Annotated in this window: 24 protein-coding genes; 5 read left to right on the forward strand and 19 right to left on the reverse strand. The window is 35.9% G+C overall.

The annotated features are described in order from the left end of the window. Positions 1-78: 78 nt before the first annotated feature. The 4 genes from AC6CHJ_RS10310 to AC6CHJ_RS10325 all read right to left on the reverse strand — a co-directional run bounded on the left by AC6CHJ_RS10310 (position 79) and on the right by AC6CHJ_RS10325 (position 3,031). The gene (locus tag AC6CHJ_RS10310) at positions 79-291 is read right to left on the reverse strand and encodes an alpha/beta-type small acid-soluble spore protein (RefSeq protein WP_066788891.1); all 213 of its coding nucleotides are present in this window, start codon (positions 289-291) and stop codon (positions 79-81) included. A gap of 98 nt (positions 292-389) precedes the next feature. Next, positions 390-596, reverse strand: coding sequence for an alpha/beta-type small acid-soluble spore protein (locus AC6CHJ_RS10315; RefSeq protein WP_066788894.1), 207 nt, complete (start codon positions 594-596; stop codon positions 390-392). Positions 597-675: 79 nt separating this feature from the next. Further along, positions 676-1,878, reverse strand: coding sequence for a tRNA uracil 4-sulfurtransferase ThiI (thiI, locus tag AC6CHJ_RS10320; protein WP_150284816.1), 1,203 nt, complete (start codon positions 1,876-1,878; stop codon positions 676-678). A gap of 4 nt (positions 1,879-1,882) precedes the next feature. Continuing rightward, positions 1,883-3,031 (reverse strand): cysteine desulfurase family protein, encoded by a 1,149-nt coding sequence (locus AC6CHJ_RS10325; RefSeq protein WP_498288337.1) that lies wholly within the window; start codon positions 3,029-3,031, stop codon positions 1,883-1,885. A 218-nt stretch (positions 3,032-3,249) separates the two neighbouring features. On the opposite strand from AC6CHJ_RS10325, the gene AC6CHJ_RS10330 reads away from it, so the two are divergent. Then, positions 3,250-3,753 carry a hypothetical protein gene (locus tag AC6CHJ_RS10330; protein ID WP_498288339.1) on the forward strand — a complete coding sequence of 168 codons (504 nt, stop codon included), beginning with the start codon at positions 3,250-3,252 and terminating at the stop codon, positions 3,751-3,753. Between the two features lie 29 nt (positions 3,754-3,782). Here AC6CHJ_RS10330 and AC6CHJ_RS10335 read toward each other — a convergent pair whose 3' ends face one another. Further along, positions 3,783-4,670 carry a helix-turn-helix domain-containing protein gene (locus AC6CHJ_RS10335; protein ID WP_498288341.1) on the reverse strand — a complete coding sequence of 296 codons (888 nt, stop codon included), beginning with the start codon at positions 4,668-4,670 and terminating at the stop codon, positions 3,783-3,785. Between the two features lie 183 nt (positions 4,671-4,853). Here AC6CHJ_RS10335 and AC6CHJ_RS10340 point away from each other — a divergent pair, with 183 nt between their 5' ends. Beyond that, positions 4,854-5,063, forward strand: coding sequence for a helix-turn-helix domain-containing protein (locus tag AC6CHJ_RS10340; RefSeq protein WP_150284186.1), 210 nt, complete (start codon positions 4,854-4,856; stop codon positions 5,061-5,063). A 59-nt stretch (positions 5,064-5,122) separates the two neighbouring features. On the opposite strand, the gene AC6CHJ_RS10345 is transcribed toward AC6CHJ_RS10340, so the two are convergent. Then, a complete protein-coding gene (locus AC6CHJ_RS10345) occupies positions 5,123-5,338 on the reverse strand; it encodes a helix-turn-helix domain-containing protein (protein ID WP_498288343.1) in 216 nt (71 codons plus the stop codon). Between the two features lie 271 nt (positions 5,339-5,609). Between AC6CHJ_RS10345 and AC6CHJ_RS10350 the strand changes: the two genes are divergently transcribed. The 3 genes from AC6CHJ_RS10350 to AC6CHJ_RS10360 are packed head-to-tail and all read left to right on the forward strand — an operon-like array spanning position 5,610 to position 7,956. After that, on the forward strand, positions 5,610-6,899 hold the full coding sequence (locus tag AC6CHJ_RS10350; RefSeq protein WP_498288345.1) for an FtsK/SpoIIIE domain-containing protein: 1,290 nt from the start codon (positions 5,610-5,612) through the stop codon (positions 6,897-6,899). Then, positions 6,835-7,443 (forward strand): replication-relaxation family protein, encoded by a 609-nt coding sequence (locus AC6CHJ_RS10355; protein WP_498288347.1) that lies wholly within the window; start codon positions 6,835-6,837, stop codon positions 7,441-7,443. The genes AC6CHJ_RS10350 and AC6CHJ_RS10355 overlap by 65 nt, the downstream gene beginning before the upstream one ends. Positions 7,444-7,455: 12 nt before the next feature. Beyond that, the gene (locus AC6CHJ_RS10360; RefSeq protein WP_498288349.1) at positions 7,456-7,956 is read left to right on the forward strand and encodes a hypothetical protein; all 501 of its coding nucleotides are present in this window, start codon (positions 7,456-7,458) and stop codon (positions 7,954-7,956) included. A gap of 36 nt (positions 7,957-7,992) precedes the next feature. On the opposite strand, the gene AC6CHJ_RS10365 is transcribed toward AC6CHJ_RS10360, so the two are convergent. The 13 genes from AC6CHJ_RS10365 to AC6CHJ_RS10425 form a co-directional block, all read right to left on the reverse strand. Beyond that, positions 7,993-8,376 carry a YhjD family protein gene (locus AC6CHJ_RS10365; protein ID WP_498288351.1) on the reverse strand — a complete coding sequence of 128 codons (384 nt, stop codon included), beginning with the start codon at positions 8,374-8,376 and terminating at the stop codon, positions 7,993-7,995. Next, positions 8,373-8,594, reverse strand: coding sequence for a transcriptional regulator (locus AC6CHJ_RS10370; protein ID WP_498288353.1), 222 nt, complete (start codon positions 8,592-8,594; stop codon positions 8,373-8,375). The genes AC6CHJ_RS10365 and AC6CHJ_RS10370 overlap by 4 nt, the downstream gene beginning before the upstream one ends. Before the next feature lie 266 nt (positions 8,595-8,860). After that, the gene (locus AC6CHJ_RS10375) at positions 8,861-9,652 is read right to left on the reverse strand and encodes an N-acetylmuramoyl-L-alanine amidase (protein WP_498288355.1); all 792 of its coding nucleotides are present in this window, start codon (positions 9,650-9,652) and stop codon (positions 8,861-8,863) included. 1 nt (position 9,653) lies between these two features. Next, positions 9,654-9,905: a phage holin gene (locus AC6CHJ_RS10380; RefSeq protein ID WP_498288357.1), complete on the reverse strand. Its 252-nt coding sequence runs from the start codon at positions 9,903-9,905 to the stop codon at positions 9,654-9,656. A gap of 12 nt (positions 9,906-9,917) precedes the next feature. Further along, positions 9,918-10,271 (reverse strand): hypothetical protein, encoded by a 354-nt coding sequence (locus tag AC6CHJ_RS10385; RefSeq protein WP_498288359.1) that lies wholly within the window; start codon positions 10,269-10,271, stop codon positions 9,918-9,920. 112 nt (positions 10,272-10,383) lie between these two features. Then, positions 10,384-10,890 carry a hypothetical protein gene (locus AC6CHJ_RS10390; protein ID WP_498288361.1) on the reverse strand — a complete coding sequence of 169 codons (507 nt, stop codon included), beginning with the start codon at positions 10,888-10,890 and terminating at the stop codon, positions 10,384-10,386. Positions 10,891-11,006: 116 nt separating this feature from the next. Further along, on the reverse strand, positions 11,007-11,165 hold the full coding sequence (locus AC6CHJ_RS10395) for a hypothetical protein (RefSeq protein WP_498288363.1): 159 nt from the start codon (positions 11,163-11,165) through the stop codon (positions 11,007-11,009). Position 11,166: 1 nt separating this feature from the next. Then, on the reverse strand, positions 11,167-11,739 hold the full coding sequence (locus AC6CHJ_RS10400) for a hypothetical protein (protein ID WP_498288364.1): 573 nt from the start codon (positions 11,737-11,739) through the stop codon (positions 11,167-11,169). Positions 11,740-11,741: 2 nt separating this feature from the next. Next, positions 11,742-12,710: a hypothetical protein gene (locus AC6CHJ_RS10405; RefSeq protein WP_498288366.1), complete on the reverse strand. Its 969-nt coding sequence runs from the start codon at positions 12,708-12,710 to the stop codon at positions 11,742-11,744. 58 nt (positions 12,711-12,768) lie between these two features. Then, entirely contained in the window at positions 12,769-14,289 is a 1,521-nt protein-coding gene (locus AC6CHJ_RS10410; protein ID WP_498288368.1) for a tail fiber protein, read from the reverse strand. Further along, positions 14,267-14,437 carry a hypothetical protein gene (locus tag AC6CHJ_RS10415; RefSeq protein WP_498288370.1) on the reverse strand — a complete coding sequence of 57 codons (171 nt, stop codon included), beginning with the start codon at positions 14,435-14,437 and terminating at the stop codon, positions 14,267-14,269. Before AC6CHJ_RS10415 ends, AC6CHJ_RS10410 begins: the two co-directional genes overlap by 23 nt. Further along, complete coding sequence (locus AC6CHJ_RS10420; protein WP_498288372.1) at positions 14,430-15,893, reverse strand: tail fiber domain-containing protein; 1,464 nt, start codon at positions 15,891-15,893, stop codon at positions 14,430-14,432. The genes AC6CHJ_RS10415 and AC6CHJ_RS10420 overlap by 8 nt, the downstream gene beginning before the upstream one ends. Next, a complete protein-coding gene (locus AC6CHJ_RS10425; protein WP_498288374.1) occupies positions 15,893-18,418 on the reverse strand; it encodes a phage tail spike protein in 2,526 nt (841 codons plus the stop codon). The genes AC6CHJ_RS10420 and AC6CHJ_RS10425 overlap by 1 nt, the downstream gene beginning before the upstream one ends. Positions 18,419-18,420 lie beyond the last annotated feature (2 nt).

Here is an 18,420-nt window from a genome sequence, read left to right on the forward strand (position 1 = left end):
CAGAATACTGTCCAACTTTTTACTCCATTAAAAAAGCCAAGGAAGAATTATTTCTTCCTCAGCTTTTTCTATATTCAATTATTTGTTTTGGGAATAACCGTTCATTTGTTGTTCAGCCATCGCAACTAAACGCTTAGTAATTTCTCCGCCAACGGATCCGTTAGCACGCGCTGATGCTTCTGCCCCAAGGTTTACACCGAATTCTTGTGCGATTTCGTATTTCATTTGGTCGATCGCTTGGCGAGCACCGCGTACTTCTAATTGATTTGAACCTGAATTGTTGTTTGACATGTTGTTACCCTCCCTTTTTTGAAGTGAATAAACTTTAATAAAGCTTATTTCAAATCCTATCCTTTGTGAAAATTGGGTATGCTAAGGTATGACCCAACTTATTTTTGTAAACCGTTCATTTGTTGTTCAGCCATTGCTACTAAGCGTTTAGTAATCTCTCCGCCTACTGAACCGTTTGCACGAGAAGATGCTTCTGCACCAAGGTTTACACCGAACTCTTGAGCGATTTCATATTTCATTTGGTCAATCGCTTGACGAGCGCCGCGTACTTCTAATTGTCTTGAACCTGAGTTGTTGTTTGACATGTTGTTCACCTCCTTGTGCATATAGAATGTCTCAGAAGCGAAAAAACATACAAGGTATTTTAAAAAAAATTAAAACCTCTTACAACAACTCAGAGAAATCATCACTTTTTGTTTTAGGGAATGAGTGAATTTCACGGTTTTTCACAGCACGTTGAATCATTTCTTCGAAATCAGTAAAGCTTTCGTAGTAATTCATTTTTTCAACTCTCGGCTTTGTTTTTGGATTAGCTGGCGTAAATACTGTACAGCAATCTTCATAAGGTCGAATTGAAATATCGTACGTACCGATTTTCTGTGCTACATCGATGATTTCTAACTTATCAAATGTGATTAATGGACGCAAAATAGGTGTTGTCGTTACATCATTAATGGCAGCTAAACTTTCTAGCGTTTGGCTAGCAACTTGTCCTAAATTTTCGCCTGTAACAAGCGCTTTTGCATCTATTTCTTTTCGTACCTCGTCCGCAATTTTCATCATCATTCGGCGTGTAGAAGTCATTGTGACGTTTTCAGGTACACTATTTTGAATAGTTTGTTGGGTTTCAGTAAAAGGTATAATATGCAGGCGAATATTACCGCCAAAACGGCTAATCTTATCGCATAGTTCTTTCACTTTAGTTAATGATTGATCACTTGTAAATGGCGGACTGAAAAAATGGATGGCTTCAATTCGAACGCCACGTTTCATCATATAATAAGCTGCAACAGGGCTGTCAATTCCACCAGAAAGAAGTAGTAGCGCCTTTCCGTTCGAGCCAATAGGCAAACCACCTGCACCTGCAATAACATCTACCATCATGTAAACAGCTTTTTCACGTACCTCTACTCGCAGTTCAATATCTGGTTTTTTCATTTGAACGGTCATGCCTGGCAGTGTGCCTAATACATGACTACCTATTGTTTGTTGCAATTCATACGTATCTAGAGGAAAGTTTTTGAATGAACGTTTTGCATTTACCTTGAATGTTTTTCCTTCGTAGTCCAACCCTTGTACGATTTCAACAGCTAATTCCTTCATAGCTTCAACTGTTGGTTCACATTCTGCTACAGGGCTAAAGGAGTGAATCCCAAAGATATGAGGCAGACGGTTCAGAATTTCCTCCATCTCAGTGTCTACCTCACTGCTCAAATACATACGATCTCTTTCAGAACGGATACGCATGTTTGGGATATCTGCAAAGGTATACCGCAAATTTTCTTTAAGACGATTAATAAATAATTTTCTGTTCTTGCCTTTTGTTGTGATTTCTCCGTATCTTATTAATATTTCATGCCATTTCATCTATTTAAAACTCCTTTACTTGCATCATTACTTTTTTAAACGCAGTTTTGAATGCTTGTATATCTTTTTCAGTAATACCTTCACCAAGGCTTATCCGAATTACTCCTTTTTCATAGGAAGGATCAATTTCTATGGCTTTGACTACATGGCTGATGCTATGATCCTTAGAAGAACATGCACTTGATGTAGAAATAATAAACCCTTCATGCTGCATAGCATTGACTAATATTTCGCCTCGAAGCCCTTGTACAGCACAGCTTACTATATGTGGTGCACCGTTGTTAGAGGATAGAGTGCGAACATACGGAAACTGTTGTAAAAAGGCATGCAAATCATCACGCCATTGGCTAAATTGTTCTTCATGTGCAGGTTGTGTTTCATGCGCCATTCTTACAGCTTTTGCTAAAGCGACAGCCTGTGGTACCGCCACCGTACCGCTTCTCAATCCCATTTCTTGCCCGCCGCCATGAATTATTGTTTCGATATTTACTTGTTTGCGAAGAGCTAGGAAACCAGTGCCCTTCAAACCATTAATTTTGTGGCCAGAAACAGTAAGAGCATCTGGTCCTTCTTCTCCAGCAAAATGAACAGGAATTTTCCCGAAACTCTGCACAGCATCCATATGGAAAAAGGCACGGCTGTTTTCATGCACAATACGAGCAATTTCTGAAATAGGTTGAAGCGCTCCTATTTCATTATTTACATGCATGATACTGACTATAACCGTATCTTTTGTTAATTTCTTTTTTAAGTCTTCTATTGAAATAACACCGTATTCATTTACTTGAACTTTTTCTACTGTATAACCTTCTTTTTCTAGCGCTTTGGCACTTTCTTCAACAGACGCGTGTTCGATAGCAGAAATTAGTATCTTTGTTCCACGGTGTTTATTAGCTCTTGCTAATCCTTTGATGGCAAAATTGTTCGATTCAGTTCCACCAGAGGTAAAAATAATTTGTTCAGGTTCTGTTTTTATAATAGCCGCTATTTGTTCTCTTGCTCTCGACAAAAGCGTGTTTGTTTCAACACCCATTTGGTGTAGAGAAGCTGGATTTGCATAATAACGTTCGTTCGCTTGGACAAATGTTTCTAAAACGGATTTATTCGGTTTTGTTGTTGCACTATGGTCTAAATAAATAAGGTCTCTATTCATTTCGTTTCACTTACTTCCTAAATGTTGATTTAACGCTATTCATTATACTGCAAAATATAGGTTAGTCGCATTAAGTATATCAAAATCTAGGTTAATCTTATTGTTTGGTCACTTCTTAGTCACTTCTCGTCACTCTTTTTTGTTCAATTAGACCGTCATATTGGCGGTCTTTTTTATTATTTGTTTGTATAGTATATTAGTGGTAAAGGAGGGGCAATATGAAATTTAAAAAAATTCATATCATTGCTGCAGTACTAACAATTATTATGCTAATTAGCGGTTGCTCAAGTGAGATGGATAAAGTTGATATGACCAAACTTTCTAAACAATCATTAACTGCAGCTGTGCATGATGCTATTGGTAAAGATGCTACCGAAGGTAAAAAAAGCATTCGAAGCATAGAAATAGAGGATAAAAGGTATGCTACACTTAACTTAAATGGACCACTAGCTATAAGTGAAGATAAGTACAAAAAACAACTTTTAGAAGCTACAGAACGTATAATCAGAAATTTACAAGATACTACTGAAGAAATGGGATCTGTTAAAATAAATTGGTACACTTCTTTTAATGATGATTCCGGAGATGAAAGTGACGAAAAGGTAATGGGACTTGATTTCTACGCACAGGATATAAATGAAATTGACTTCGATGAGTATTTTGATAGTGAAGATTTAGAAACTATTTCAGACGATTATTGGGTAGATCCGATAATTGATTAATTTTAGACCACCAAAAAAGGTGGTCTTTTTTAATTCCCTAACCAATTGTATTTGGTTACATCAAAGGATGGCTTCACACTCGCCTTTTCTTCCAAAACAGAAGGCTTTATCTGCATACGAAGCCAATTATATCTAACTAAGTTAGAATGGCTGTCACGTCGATTCCTAGCTTTATTATATGCAGCTTCTACTACTGCTCTAACTGTGGAAGAAACACGTAAATGGCTAAGCATATCCATTGATACTTTCTTTATTGTATCTTTGGCCAGAATGAAATCTTCTTTTGTTTTCATTGTTAAAGCTAATGAGATCTCATATGCTGCATTCACTATTGATTCAGCAAAAGGCATCATTCGTATAACATTGTATAGCGATTGCTGATACTCATTGCCATATTGTTTTATCTTTTGCTCTTTGCTTTCCTCACTTACAGGCTCATTAGCCCCATTACTGTATATATTATTATTTTGTAGTGCTTGTTTTAAAAGATTAAAAGATTTAGATGATTGGTTTTCTACAATCCCCTCTTCTCCCTTACTCTCGCAAGACTTTTCGTCATTTTCACGCTCGGACATTTCCGCTGGGACATTGTGTTTTAAAATAATAAAGATGTTAGCACCTTGCCCACCTTTTGATTTAACCGTATTTTCCTTCTTAATAATCCCAAGTAATTCTAATTTTTTTATAGCCCGGTAAACGGTCTTAGTGCTGATCTCCAATGCCGCCGCTATTGTAGAAGCCTTTAGATGTGTTACACCTGGATATTCCAAAGCATGTGCAGCGAGTTTGAAAATGATGGCGCGTTCGCTTGCAGTTAAATCATAATAATGTGATTGGATATGTTTTTCAACTTCTTGGTCCATTTCTTCCACAGAAGCAAAGTTTATGTATTGTTTTAAGTAATCGAACGCTGCCATCATTTCCACCTCCTATTCATAATATAGTTACCTTTAACAACATATAATTATCTTATTAGTAATTTTATTACCAATATAATAACATCATTAAAAATGAAATACAATTACTAATTGCGTAATTTTATTTTTTTATTTATAATTGAATTAACAATAAAGGAATGAAAGTAGGTGGAGTTTTTGTACTTGAAATCAAGACTCAAAATTTTACTTGCAGAACGTGACATGAACCAAAAGGATTTAGCAGAAAAGACTGGACTTACTACTCGATTAATTAGTGAAATTGCAAACAACAAAGTGAAGATGTATCCCAAGGAAGCATTAGAAAAAATTATTGTCGCTTTACAGATCAATGATTTAAACGAATTGTTTAGTTTGATTAATGAAGATAATTAAAAACAAGCAAAAAAACCGCTCTCCCATCAACTGTGGAAGAACGGTCTTTTTTTATGTACTTATTCTTTTTGGAAATCAATCAGATCTCGTATATCTTCTAATTCAAAAACATCGGCAATCTTAGATAATGCTGTTTTTGGTACACGTTCAATTTTGTTATTAACCAAAACAGAAATTGTCCGTTGAGTAAGTCCTGTTTTACTACTTAATTCTTGTTGTGTCATATTTGATTCCTTCAATAATTGCTTCAACTTAATCTCGATTTTATGCTCCATCATATGCCCACCTTCGAAACAATTTTTATACGTTAAACGTAAATTATTTATTTGGACAAATTCTTTTTATACGTTAAACGCATAATCTATAACTACTAAGGCATCTACCCACCTACCTACTCATACAAATGCTCCTTGACTATTTCGAGTGGGCAACGTCAAAACCCTTTATTTTCAATGCGTACATAACACTTTTCAGATGCTCATTAACTACAACTCTTACTACGTAAGATAACCGCCGTGGCGCAAACCATTAGAAAGGAGTTATTCAATGATCTTCGAATTTTTGACTACAAGCATTTTTGCTGGAATTGCTGTAAAAGCATTTTTGAAAAAACAAGATTTGAAAGAAAATGATAGCGGCAAAATCCAACGAATTATTTCTTTGAGTGGATTAAATGTGAAGGATGGAAAAGAAACTTTAACCACTCAACTCGTCCATAAAAAGAAGCATAATTGGGGTTGGGAATACAAATATCGAATTCCTTTAGGCAGAAGTTTTGATGATTATCTAACTAAGCAAAAAATAATTTCCGATGGTTTAAGTAACAAAAGTAAGCAAATTACATTCAACGATTTAAAGGCTTTGAATTTTGATGATGGGATTATTAACTCACTAAAGTCACTGTGGAAGGAAAGGTTATCTGAATCAAAAGAAATCGAGTTAGATTTTGACGGCTTATTAATTATTCGTGTATTCGATAAACCTTTAGGTAAACAAATTAATTGGAATGAAGAACTTTTAAGAACTGGATCCTGGTCAGTTCCAATTGGATATATGCGAAATGGAAATATCATACGCCATGATTTTGATAAAGATAAACACTTAATTATTGCAGGAGCTACTGGCTATGGTAAAAGCGCTATATTGAAGCTTATTACTACTTGTCTTATTAACCAACAGCCGGACAATGTAGAGCTTTCTTTGATTGATTTAAAAGGCGGTTCAGCCTTCCACAGATTCAGAAATTGCAAGCAAGTAAAAAACTATTCGAGAGATCCGGAAGAAGCCGAAAAGATTTTAATAGATATTCAAAAAAAGATGAATCATTCATTTGAGAATGTTGTCGATAAGGGCTTTGAAGATGTGAAAGAAGCAAATGTGAAAAAGAGACATTTCGTCATTATTGATGAAGCTGCTGATCTAACAGAGTATAAAAAAGCTATGACGATAATTACCGACATAGCTAGACGAGGACGTTCCGCAGGATATTACTTAATCTTTTGTACTCAATATCCAACAATGCAAGTCATTCCTCCACAAACAAAAAGAAATATTATAGCTCGTTTATGCTATGTGGTTGATACTGATACAGCTTCACGTGTTGTTTTAGATGAATCTGGTGCTGATAAGTTACCGGATATCCCAGGGAGAGGCATTTATAAAAATACCGTTAAACGTTATGTTGTTCAATCACCATTCATTGCCAACGATAAAATTCAAAAAATAATTGAACCGTACATTGAGGAAGTTAAAGAGGAGGTTCAGAAGAACATTGCCGAAACTAAGACAGTTGTCACAAAGGGAAGAAAGCATACTGTCACTTTTGAAGAAATTTGATTTCCTTACTCGTGATCAATTACGTTTCTATTTTGGATTGGGTAAAAAGCGGAATACAAATAGAGTGCTAAATGGTTTGTCTGATTATCTCAATAGCATTAGAGATTTTAGTCAAAGTGTTTACTACCTTAATAAAAATGGTCGGGAATATGTTGGATGTGAAAAAGTACGAAAGAAAAGTAGTAACGTTCAGCATTACATCATGCGAAATGAGTTCTACTTTTATAATAGTTGCCCTAGCGATTGGAAAAATGAAATCAAAGTTTCAGATGGTCATTCCACAGTTATTGTGGATGCTATGTATTCAAAGTTAGAAACAACACACTTTCTTGAAGTAGATAATTTACAACCAATGTCTGAAAACCGAATCAAAGCAAAAAGATATTTAGAATTATTTCAGAACGGTTTACTTGCTGAAGAACTTGATCACTTCCCTACTTTGGTATGGCTAACCACCTCGGAACTACGTCGAATGCAATTAAAGGAACTTTGTAAAGACCTTCCTGTTTGCCAAGTGTATCTATATGACGAGATTAAAGAATAAAGGAGAGATGGAATGTTTTTCAAAAAGAATAAAGTGGAAGTCGTGCCCGAGAGTGAATGGACTGATTTTGGGAGCCAACATGCTACAAGAAAAGATTTAGCTATTGCTGCATGTGTGCCTACTGTGGCGAGTTTAGGAATGGTTGCATGGAATAGTTTGACTAAGGTTTCAACACCTGTAGAAGTAGCTGCTGTATCAGGTCCAGCTATTCCACAAGGAACACCAGATACTTTTACAGCAATACCAACAGGCGCTGTCACAGACCATATAGCAGGCACTTCATTAGATGTACTTACAACAATCATGAATCCCATTATTGATATCCTAGTCGCCCTGGCATTGCCTCTAGCTAGTCTTATGATGGTCGGTGCATGTTTCTTTATAATTTTAGGACAAAAGGAAAAAGCCTACTCGATATTCTTCAATAGTGCGATTGGTTATGTATTGATTCAGATGTCGCCAATGCTTCTAAACATCTTAAAAACAGCTGGCACAGCAGTTCAACCGCAATAAAAATCCCCTCTTTTGAGGGGTGTGGTACATCCACAATTACTTGTGATACACCTTCTTATTAACATTTGCTGTTGTGTTATATTCCATATTTAGTAGGCGCTTTATTTCTTCATTGGTCCAGTTTCTAAGCGCGATATTAGAATATCGAAGAATCTTAGTCGCACCTCTATAAAGCACTTCGTACACGGTTATAAAATCATCTTCCCTTACCTCGTTTTCAACACGTATACCCATAGCACCTAATTTTCTTTTTACATTCAGCTTTTCTTGTTTAGTTTCTTTTATTTTAATTTCGAACCACATATCAAAAGCTCCAAATGATTTAAAACTATCTAAAAGCTTTCGATCTCTTTCAAGTGTCCGTATTGCTAAATCTAAAATGATTTGCTTATGAACCAAATCGCCTTGTTCACTATTCATATGATGTTTCGCTCTTTTCTAAGGACTGGCATCACTGCAAGAACATTATCTGTAATAAAAGTACGCTTTGCATGCTTAGTGAAGCAAAAGGCTTGGAATCTGTCACCAACAATATTGATTAGCTTTATTCGACGCTTTGTAATTTCTCCTTCTTGTGAAATATACATTAAATCAACCAATTGGTTATGCTGCATAGCTTTTATTAACTGTTCTTTCATCGTGATTCCTCCTTTAAAATAAGAACATCTGTTTGTTATATCTAATTATAAAGAACGTTCGTTCTTGTTTCAAGACAAAAAAAGTCCCATTACCATTATGTGTAACAGGACTTTAAGTTATGTATAAAGATAAAAACAAAAAAACGCGGCTAGTCTCATGCTTTTTAGTAACATGGGAGGCCGCGTTTTTATTTATTAAACACAATATTTAGCTATTCTTTTGGGATAATTTGATTATATCATGTGTCAATCTGAGGGAGAAAGCTTTACTCTTTATTAACTGTATATGCCTTTACATACTCTCGATTAGCTGTGCAATATCCTCCACAAACAATGAAGCGTGGAGTGCCATTTTTAGAGTGAGCAATGTCAATGATATCAAGCTTTGTATCTTTATTATGGCGTTTCTTTTCCACTTTAAATTCTTTGTCTTCGTAGACACCAATGTCTGTTAGAGTGACTAAACGGTCAAATTTCTTAGTGTAATAACCTTCGTTAGCAGGCTTAGAAACTCCTGCAACTTGGATTTTTGTATATCCTAAATGCCCTGCCATAACTTTTGCGATAGCTTGGCACAATGCTTCAAAGTTATTACGATAAGCAGCCGCATCTTTTTCAGATGTTACAAAGCATACTTCTAAAAGGATTGCTGGCTTATTAGTGTTACGTAGGAAATACAATTCCTTACGTTCTTTTGCTCCCCTGTCTACAATGCCAAGAGCTGATGCCATAGCTGCACTCATTTTAGCGGATAAGGTTAAAGCATCGTAGTATAAGCATTCTGTGCCTGTTGCAGCAGGTGTAGCACTGTTAAAGTGAATGCTAACATCTAGTTCTCTTGTCTTGCCATTGTGGAAGGAAACAATATTAGATAAGTTTTGATCTTGCGTTGTACCCGTTGTTTCGTGATACTTAAAACCGACACCGTTATATTCCTTAGTTAGAATATCAAATACACGATTAACTACCTTTTTAGCTTCATCATGCTCGTTTAGAATACCAATAGCCCCTGCAACCTTGTCACCATGTCCACTGCTGATTACAAATTGTTTTCCCATATTATTTCAACCCTTTCTTTTTGAGTTCATACTCTTGGATTTTCGCTACTTTAGTTACTACATATGTGTTCTTGTAAATTCCATAAGCTGCAATGATAAACGGTATACTTGCCATTAGAACGGCAACAAATGCATCTATACTTTCAGGATTAAACCAATCGAAATAAAGCCCTAAGGTTTGCAATAATAAAAGGACGGTTGATAACCATCCTCCAAACAACGCAAAATATTCTTTTAACTTGTCCGTTGTCAATTTAATGACCTCCTATTTGAAATAGTGTTCTAATACATAATAAAAAGCCCCACCTGTTGTAAACAGTGCGACTATTCCTCCACAGATTTTTAAGAAAACTGTGGCTAAAGTATTCCACTTTAACATTTTCAATTCATGATTCTGTGTGTTTTTAGTTGATTGAAAGCCCATTGTATTTTCTACTAGCTCAAATACTTTATCAGTTTGTTCTTTCATCACAGTTCTTGTTTCTCGGCTCTCTACCATCATCGTGTTTTCTAGCTTGATATGGCTATCTTCAAGTCGCTTTAACCTTTCTTCATGCTGATGATCTGCACGTTCTAAGTTCACAATTCTTTCCTCATGATTCTGTACTGTTTCAAACATTGACGAACCCCCTTCCATGACTCGTCCCCCTTTCTAAGCCGTAACAGGGCTTATCTCTCTATATAAAAATACCCTCCACAATAACTGTGGAAGGCTTCAACTTTTTAATACTTTACTTGATTTCAAAATCGGTACCATTATGAGTATTAAGGTAAACTTTTACTACATTCCAAGCTCCTTTTCCGTACTCATATAATTTTGAGAGTGTTTCCGCATCATTAACTTTATCAGTTAATTCTTTCATAACTTTTGTATATTTGCTATCTGCCTCTTCAATTGATTTAGCAGTTGTAATTTCATTTATTTCTTTAATCCACTCTGCTATTTCAGCTTGATTTTCTACATTCAATTGCATTAGCTCAACTAATGTAGTTAATTGCCCTGTGTTCTCCTCGATTTTCCTTAATAACTCCAAGGATTCTCTTTGATAGTAGATATCTCCGTCAACAGGCAACTCATCATATTCAATTTCATTCAAGCTGTCTTCAAAATCAGATATAGTTTTCAAAATTTCTGGAGGTAAGCTAAAATCTTCTACCTTCTTCATTAATCTATCCTGCTTTTCGATTTGCTCGATATATTTCGGTTTCTCTAAAAACTTTTCAAAATCCTTATTCATCGGAACCCCCCACCTCTCTATCTATTATGTTTCGACATGGGGGAAGAGGTTTCCTTTACTTTTTGACAATAAAAATAACGCTAGTCGATTGACTGCGTTTATGTCGTATCATCTTCCTATTCTGTAACAGATGGACTGTTTATTAAACCTAAGAGCTCTTGGTACTGTTCTAATGTAATTCTATCAAAAGCAAAAAACACGTCTAACTTGTTCTCCATATCAGTTTTATCATAATTGCCAGCCATAATTAAATTCTTCAATAGGTTATAAATCATGTTAAATCCCCCCTTGCTTAATAAGTTCATCATATTGCTGATTCACAATAAACTCTTGTACATCGTTTATTTGCTGTTTTATTATTTCTATTTCATCTGACTTAACCGCTATAATAATTCTCTCGTTTGATTCAATCAAACCTTCATATGAGGCTATGAGAAAATAGGTTTCATCTGATTTAACAGGTTTTGTCACGACATTGTTTCCTTCTATATATGCATTGTTAGTACCTTCAACATGAAACTGAACATTATCAGAATAAACATCTCCATATTGATCAAGCACAACACCTGTGAGCTTTGAAAAGTCTACATTCAAACTTGATGGTTTTGGTTTCTCCGGAATAAAAGATTCGCCTATTTTGTCTGTAGTTATAGAATTCGTTTTATTCTCCTTTTTCCGCTTTGCTTCATAGTCCAATGACTTTTTACATTTCTCGTAAATATCCTGTAGGTAATCGATGTTTACCAGCCCTTCTTTTTTGCTCGTTGATCCATAAACCACATAATTATCCTTTTTAAATCCTGCTGAAATGATTGAGTCATTCTCTACATAGTCAATTACTTGTAACATAATCAAGCCTCCCTCAAAATACCATTATTCTTGACGTAAATCTTTTGAATAGCCCTTAAGGAACCATTAACTTTAACGCTTCCTGAAATGGCGGTCTTTTGAATGTCATAGATTTTCATACTCAAACCTGGAAAGGGAATAACCTTGAATGTTCTTATAAGTTCTGCTGATTTCCCTCCTCGATCATCTTCTGCCCAAACCTTTAATTGATAGGCAGCACCTTCTACAAGTGGTTCAGTTATTGCTATTTCACCATCGAACAACTTACTTGCCTTAAATATTAGCGCTTTATTAAATAGGATTTTATTCGTACCGTCTGATACTCCCGTAGCTAATACCCGTGTAGCACCACCATTCACTTGAAACTTCACATTTACAATGTTTCCACTGTCTGCATCAGTTACCTGACCATTAATAACTAAGTCGTCGTTTTCGTAGAGTGTGCTGTTGTCAATTGTGTCCAAGCTAATGACAGGGACAGTATTAAACCAATTAGGATCTAGTTCAATAATATCAACCGCCTTAGTAATCAATAAAACGCTGGTTTCCCAGTACTGCCCATTATACCTGTTAGCATCAAATCTAAAGCTACCAGTACTAGTGGTGTTATTGGTCGTTGAACGGTTTCCTGTGATTGTTTTCGCTTGAGAGGAAATTGGTATATAAACTTCCATAGTCTTTCTATTAGCACTAACATTAATTTTTTGAGTGCCACGCTCTGATACCTCTGATGTTGTACCATCATTATAACTAATACGATAAGATGTTTGAAAATTTATTGGAACTCCAGTTTCTCCTGGGAATTTAAATAAATAATCTAACGAACCCATCGTTGCAGATGCCTTATAATAAATCAATCCTGTAACTGTATCTTTAACAATTCTAATATAACTACTTGTGATACTATCTTTGACACTACCAGCTTCCACTCCAAGAGCGTGTGGTACAGTTTTAAGTGTTATCTCAGCCATAATTAAACTAACAACTCCCTTGTCTCAACGGAATAAAGATTCAACCTAGTAGGTAATATCATTTGAATTTTATCCATATATCGCCCTCCCCCATCATGTTAATATCAGCATCTAAATTTGATAAGATGATATTTCTTAATTGCGGGATAGTAAAAGAAGTATTGCTGTGTGCCTTCGCTATACCTGTAAATTCTCCACCAGACTTATACATTGTATCTGCCGAATGTTCAGCAACAACTTGTTCCAAAGCATCCACTTCCTGTTGTGCTGTAGAAGCTTTATCATAGGCTTGCTTGACTGCATTTGGAGTTGCTGCAGTTGTGATAGATGTGCTGGTAACACTATCTGTATATGTTGTTTTATTTGCTCCGGTTGCGATTCCAGCCAATTTGTTTTTATCGACAGTTGTATAGTCATTTGTCGATAGATCTTTTCCCTCTACCTTATCGACCTTATTGAGTAAAGCTTGTGAAACTGTTTCAGCTTTGTTAGTTCCATCCGTCCATATCTGCTTCTGTTCTGGTGTAACATGGATTCCTGTATTAGCTACATGGTTATCTAATTCAGTCAAATCTACATTGCCGATTGCATGATCTGTATATTCCTTAGCTGCTTGTAATGTTTCTGAATCACCTAAAAACCTCTTATTTGCATCACTGGCCAATCTATCTTTTAGATGAGGATGAATAACGCCTTCTTCATCAGTTCGTGAATCGATTACCTCTGCACTAGTATCACTGGCAATTAATTCGCCAAAACGACGTTCTACATTTTCAGCAGTAGCTCTCGCTTCATTTGCTGTACTATTGGCTTCGGCAATACTCACGGCTAATCCATCGGCAGTAGTTTTAGCATTTTCAGCTGTTTGAACAGCACTCGTTGCATCTTCAATAGCTGTGGAGGAATCAGTAATTGCTTTACTTGATTGAGCATATGCTTCATCTGCTGCCTTTACTGCAGTATCTGACTTTTGATTTGCATCTTCAGCAATTATCTTTGATTGATCAGCGTTTGTTTTAGCATCCGTTGCAGTTGCTAAAGCTGTATCAGATTTTGTATTTGCTTCTTCTGAATTCTTATTTGCTATACGTGCATTCTCATCGGCATTTTTGGCCATCGATTCTGCATTAGTCGATTTATTATTAGCTTCCTCCACAATCGTCCTTATTTCCTTAGTAATTTCTAAAGTGTTTGCCATATCATTTAATAATTGTTGAACTGATATAACAGTAATGGTTTCGCCGACTTCTCCAAGTGATTTCTCAATGGTCAAAATAAAAACGCCTGCATTGGGCGCTATACTAACAGTATCATCTTGGTTGATTAAATTGACTTCAATTACATACTTTCCTGCTGGCAAACTATGCGACATAGTAAAAGAAATTGAATTCTTCTCATAATCAATAACCGGTGTTTCTGTATTGATTAAACTTCCTTGATAACCAATAGCAACGTTTATAGATTTAAAGAGTTGCAAGTTAACAAATTGATTATTTTCATCCACAATAGCAAGTTCAATCTTCGTCGCGTTATCACTACTTTTTAGCGTATCAACATCATTCAGCAACAGGAGCTTCATCTTTGTTTTCACCTCCTTTAGTTAGTGCATTTATATGCTTTTGAGCTTGTACTAAAAGAGCATTTAATTCAGCCTTTTCTATTTCTAAGTTGGAAACTTTATGACCTAATGTTTGAATCATGCTCTGATAAATTTCTTCTTTATCCATTGCTTATCACTCCTTCCAACCTTTCGATTTTTGCAATTGCAGTTTGTAAAGCATTCCATAGAATATTAACTGTTTGATTTACTGATACGCCATATCCCTCAATGTCTGCCATCCATGGACTCACTTCATCCAAGATAAAACCAACATGCGGAAATTCTTCATCTAGTTCATCGATATATTGGAATTGTCGAACTGGAACACTCTTAACAATTCCATAACCGTCGCCTTCCCATGGTTTGATATTTTTCTTCAATTCTCTTTGTGACGTTTGGGTTAGATTGCTACATACTATATTTCCTGTATCATTACCCATTTTGATTTTGTCGGATGCAGAATTAAGATTAGATGTACCTACAATCCAAGAACCTATTCTATATCCGTTTGAAAGTGAGGTATTCATATAATTCTTTGTTGCTACTTCCCAACCATCTATGAACATTGTTCTAGCAGCAAAAACATTGCTTGCATATAAGTCATAATAATTGTCATTTTCATCAGCAATGTGAACAGCTGCTCCACGTGGGTTAATATATATTCGAGATCCATTAGTTGATTCTAAAGCTAATCGACCAGATGAAGAAATGGTCAAACCGTTAACACTATTTAGGTATTTACGTGACATAAACTCGATTGTACCTGATGCTTGCCCATCGTTATCTCCATCCATTTGAGTACTTATCCCTCTAGATGTGTAATAAACAGCACCGCCATATATAGTATCTTTCATTTTGATATGACCTTTATCAATCGTGACCTCATGCCAACTTGATCTCGTATTATCTAACCAAGTTTTAGTAAAATAACCTCGACTTTTTAGAAATGCTCCTTCAATTAATGTATAAGCATTTCCATTTACCGTTGATCCACTCAAAACCTTTGGAACATAGAAAGTACCGAGTATAGTAGTGTCACCATCCAAAACAATGGCCTTACTTGATATATAGGCACTATCAGCTTCAAGGTTGATTTGGCTAATTACATTCCCTTTTAACACTCGTAAATTAATCTGATCACTTAACTGCGTGAATGTGGAGGAAGTATTGGTTTCTAAGTTTTTCACTTTTGTTTCTAAACCAAAATAAGATTGCTTGATAGTTGAGATTTCAGTACCATTCGTATTCACTTTGGTACTTAATGAATCAACGTTAGCAAACAATCCATCTAAACGTGCAGCTTCCCCTTTCATCCGATCAGATAAGGCAGTAGCAAATTTCATTGCATTTTCATAAGCTATTTGGTTTTCGTCTCGAAGATTCTTGATTAAATCTGGATCAAGTTTATCTATATCTATCTGTAAAGCTACCCACTTCTCTCCATCCCACATGCGTAAGACAGGAGGCTTAACCGAAGTATCAAGCCATAATTGGCCTTTTACCGGATATGGAGGAGGTTTTGGCCCTACAAAGATATCATTCGTACTACTTAATGTAACCTCACTACTAGCGACTGCTTTCATTAGCTAACACCTCCTGCATAAGACCGTACAGGCCTATTCGTGGCATTTGCTCCGAATCGTATAAGATTTATCATGTTGGTATCTAAATCAACTACAATTACATCCCAACCATCTTCCACAGTAGTACCAAGAGTACGATTATTCCCGTCGTTATCACGAGCGCCAAGACTGCATAGGCTCATAATGGTTGGGACATTGCCTAATCCCTCTCGTTTAGCTTTATCGCTATGCCAATGACCATTAAATGCAGCTAACCACATACCCTTACCACGAGTAGAGAAATTAACATTAACCGTTACTGGATAATCATTATTTGTACCTCTCCCACTATAACTGTTGCCATATTGCCAAGCATTTAATATTCCAGCTACAATCTCACTGTTGATGATTGGTGTGTCATCTTGTGACGCTGCACCATACATAGCGTAATGATGGAAGGTAAGTACTTTATAATCTTTAGGAGTGCTTTTCAGCTGTTCTACAAGCCAATTGATTTGCTTGGATTGATAAGCACCATATTTACGAGATTGATACTTATTTTTCTTGTCGCTACCTAGTAAGTCATAACGAAGATCATAACTGTCAAGTACAAACACCCTTACCTTTTTATCCTCAATATCGTAAAAACAATAATTCGCGTTATCTGTGGATGAAAAGGCAATCTTATTTTCAATGTATTTTTTGCTTAATATTGGTTTCATTTCTGCAGGTTTTGTACAGGCTGTCATTTGATTCCCTGCTGTTCGAACGTCACCAAGACCATTATCATCATGATTTCCTTTAGCAAACATGACAGGGCAATCTGATTCGTTCAGTGCATCTACAACTGTTTTCAAATTGGCTTTATTAAGATAATTGCTTGTCTTTCCATCCACAATGTCACCACCATGCACAACAACATCGCAGTCAATCTGATGCGTAACTTCCACAACATTGTTTATGTGGTAGAGTGCCCTTAATTTTGCTTGTTGGTCCTCAAGTGCATCTGTCGCATAGTGTGTATCTGTGATAAAAGGTATTACAATGCTATTTGCAGTACGCATTTTATTTACTTCGTCAATTACGCGATCTACTTCCGTTTTAAAATACGCAGTCGCTACATAGTTATATTCATCAGTTAAGTAGCTGCATTTGTAAGAAACGTTTTTAACAAAGTCGAGGGCATCACAAAATACACTCTGCCCTACACCTTCATTAGCCATTTCCCATTCAGTATCGTGCTTGCCATCAGGTAAGATCTTCTCCCATTTGTATTGATGAGGTTGTCCGTATACTCGTTCATTATCCTTATAAACACGTGCTGTTAATTGAGTATCACCGACTCCATTTTTGATAACAACCCCATTGCTACTAAAGATTTCTAAACGATAGACAGGTTTTACATTCTTATTTACATCATCAAGTTTCGACTGTAACTTTTTAATAAGTCCTGGCACATTGTTTTCTAACTCTACATATTCACCAAGTATCACAGTATTTGCGCCAACATTGCTATAGGATGTTTGTTTTTCAATTACTCGTGCACTAACAGTCATTTCAGGTTGCATAGAAAAGTCAACAACTCGTACACTATCGCCCAACAACACAGGTTCTTCATCATAGCCGGACGTTTCATCTAATAGAGCAGGTTCAACTTCGTAATTGTAAATTGGATGATTCACCTTGTTTAATTCTTCATATGCAGCTACTAATAATGCAGAAGGAAATGTAGTTTCATATTCAAAGTATTTAACGAGATATTCACGGCCATCATTGTAAATTTCATTGGCTTCTGGATCATAAACCGTATCTAATCCGTTGTTGATTGAAGCAAAAGTCAATCCATCTTTACCACATGCTTTAATAGCTGTATAAAGCTCTGTATCGACTTTTGTACGCGTAACACCTTTTATATCACGACGATATTCAAAACGTCTGCCTGTATTATCTCTGCCTCGTTTTTCAACTAAATCAAAGTATTTACCGACGATACGACCGTTTCTCACTTTTACATACGCATCGATTTCACCGCGGTATGTATTGATTAAGTTTTGTAATTCTTCTTGGGCATTTGTCGTTCCATCAAACTCTAGAGATATGATTTCACCCAGCCATTCAACATTCCCAACTTCCCAACCACTAAGCGCCAAGATATGGGCCATAGCTTCTGAAAAATCAACATCCTTCAATTTAGCCTTTGCAACAATAGTTTTGTTCAAATCATTGATAAAGGCATTTTCAGATTCAACTGTTTTCGAATGAACATTGCCGATAGCTTGACTACTTTCACTATAAATGCGGAATAGCCTATACTTTTCACTTTCATCTTCAAATAAAATAAAGGCACCATCCACAAGCAACGATGCCTCCTGGCGATCTTCAGGAACGGAGAGTGTATAAGTATCATCAAAGTTTTCTATCTTTTCGATTCGCAAGTCATTATAAAACGGACAGCTTTGCGTATTGTCGTTACTTAATGACGCGACAACCTTATAATTTAGATTGTCGTAACCTCTTGAATCTGTATGCATAACTAATAAATTCAACT

The organism is Rummeliibacillus sp. GQ308 (assembly GCF_059759115.1).

Bases quoted from the DNA above. Each gene is read 5' to 3' on its own strand.
- AC6CHJ_RS10310 (WP_066788891.1), bottom strand. From the start codon at position 291: ATGTCAAACAACAATTCAGGTTCAAATCAATTAGAAGTACGCGGTGCT.
- AC6CHJ_RS10315 (WP_066788894.1), bottom strand. From the start codon at position 596: ATGTCAAACAACAACTCAGGTTCAAGACAATTAGAAGTACGCGGCGCT.
- thiI (WP_150284816.1), bottom strand. From the start codon at position 1,878: ATGAAATGGCATGAAATATTAATAAGATACGGAGAAATCACAACAAAA.
- AC6CHJ_RS10325 (WP_498288337.1), bottom strand. From the start codon at position 3,031: ATGAATAGAGACCTTATTTATTTAGACCATAGTGCAACAACAAAACCG.
- AC6CHJ_RS10330 (WP_498288339.1), top strand. From the start codon at position 3,250: ATGAAATTTAAAAAAATTCATATCATTGCTGCAGTACTAACAATTATT.
- AC6CHJ_RS10335 (WP_498288341.1), bottom strand. From the start codon at position 4,670: ATGGCAGCGTTCGATTACTTAAAACAATACATAAACTTTGCTTCTGTG.
- AC6CHJ_RS10345 (WP_498288343.1), bottom strand. From the start codon at position 5,338: ATGGAGCATAAAATCGAGATTAAGTTGAAGCAATTATTGAAGGAATCA.
- AC6CHJ_RS10350 (WP_498288345.1), top strand. From the start codon at position 5,610: ATGATCTTCGAATTTTTGACTACAAGCATTTTTGCTGGAATTGCTGTA.
- AC6CHJ_RS10360 (WP_498288349.1), top strand. From the start codon at position 7,456: ATGTTTTTCAAAAAGAATAAAGTGGAAGTCGTGCCCGAGAGTGAATGG.
- AC6CHJ_RS10365 (WP_498288351.1), bottom strand. From the start codon at position 8,376: ATGAATAGTGAACAAGGCGATTTGGTTCATAAGCAAATCATTTTAGAT.
- AC6CHJ_RS10370 (WP_498288353.1), bottom strand. From the start codon at position 8,594: ATGAAAGAACAGTTAATAAAAGCTATGCAGCATAACCAATTGGTTGAT.
- AC6CHJ_RS10375 (WP_498288355.1), bottom strand. From the start codon at position 9,652: ATGGGAAAACAATTTGTAATCAGCAGTGGACATGGTGACAAGGTTGCA.
- AC6CHJ_RS10385 (WP_498288359.1), bottom strand. From the start codon at position 10,271: ATGTTTGAAACAGTACAGAATCATGAGGAAAGAATTGTGAACTTAGAA.
- AC6CHJ_RS10390 (WP_498288361.1), bottom strand. From the start codon at position 10,890: ATGAATAAGGATTTTGAAAAGTTTTTAGAGAAACCGAAATATATCGAG.
- AC6CHJ_RS10395 (WP_498288363.1), bottom strand. From the start codon at position 11,165: ATGATTTATAACCTATTGAAGAATTTAATTATGGCTGGCAATTATGAT.
- AC6CHJ_RS10400 (WP_498288364.1), bottom strand. From the start codon at position 11,739: ATGTTACAAGTAATTGACTATGTAGAGAATGACTCAATCATTTCAGCA.
- AC6CHJ_RS10405 (WP_498288366.1), bottom strand. From the start codon at position 12,710: ATGGCTGAGATAACACTTAAAACTGTACCACACGCTCTTGGAGTGGAA.
- AC6CHJ_RS10410 (WP_498288368.1), bottom strand. From the start codon at position 14,289: ATGAAGCTCCTGTTGCTGAATGATGTTGATACGCTAAAAAGTAGTGAT.
- AC6CHJ_RS10415 (WP_498288370.1), bottom strand. From the start codon at position 14,437: ATGGATAAAGAAGAAATTTATCAGAGCATGATTCAAACATTAGGTCAT.
- AC6CHJ_RS10420 (WP_498288372.1), bottom strand. From the start codon at position 15,893: ATGAAAGCAGTCGCTAGTAGTGAGGTTACATTAAGTAGTACGAATGAT.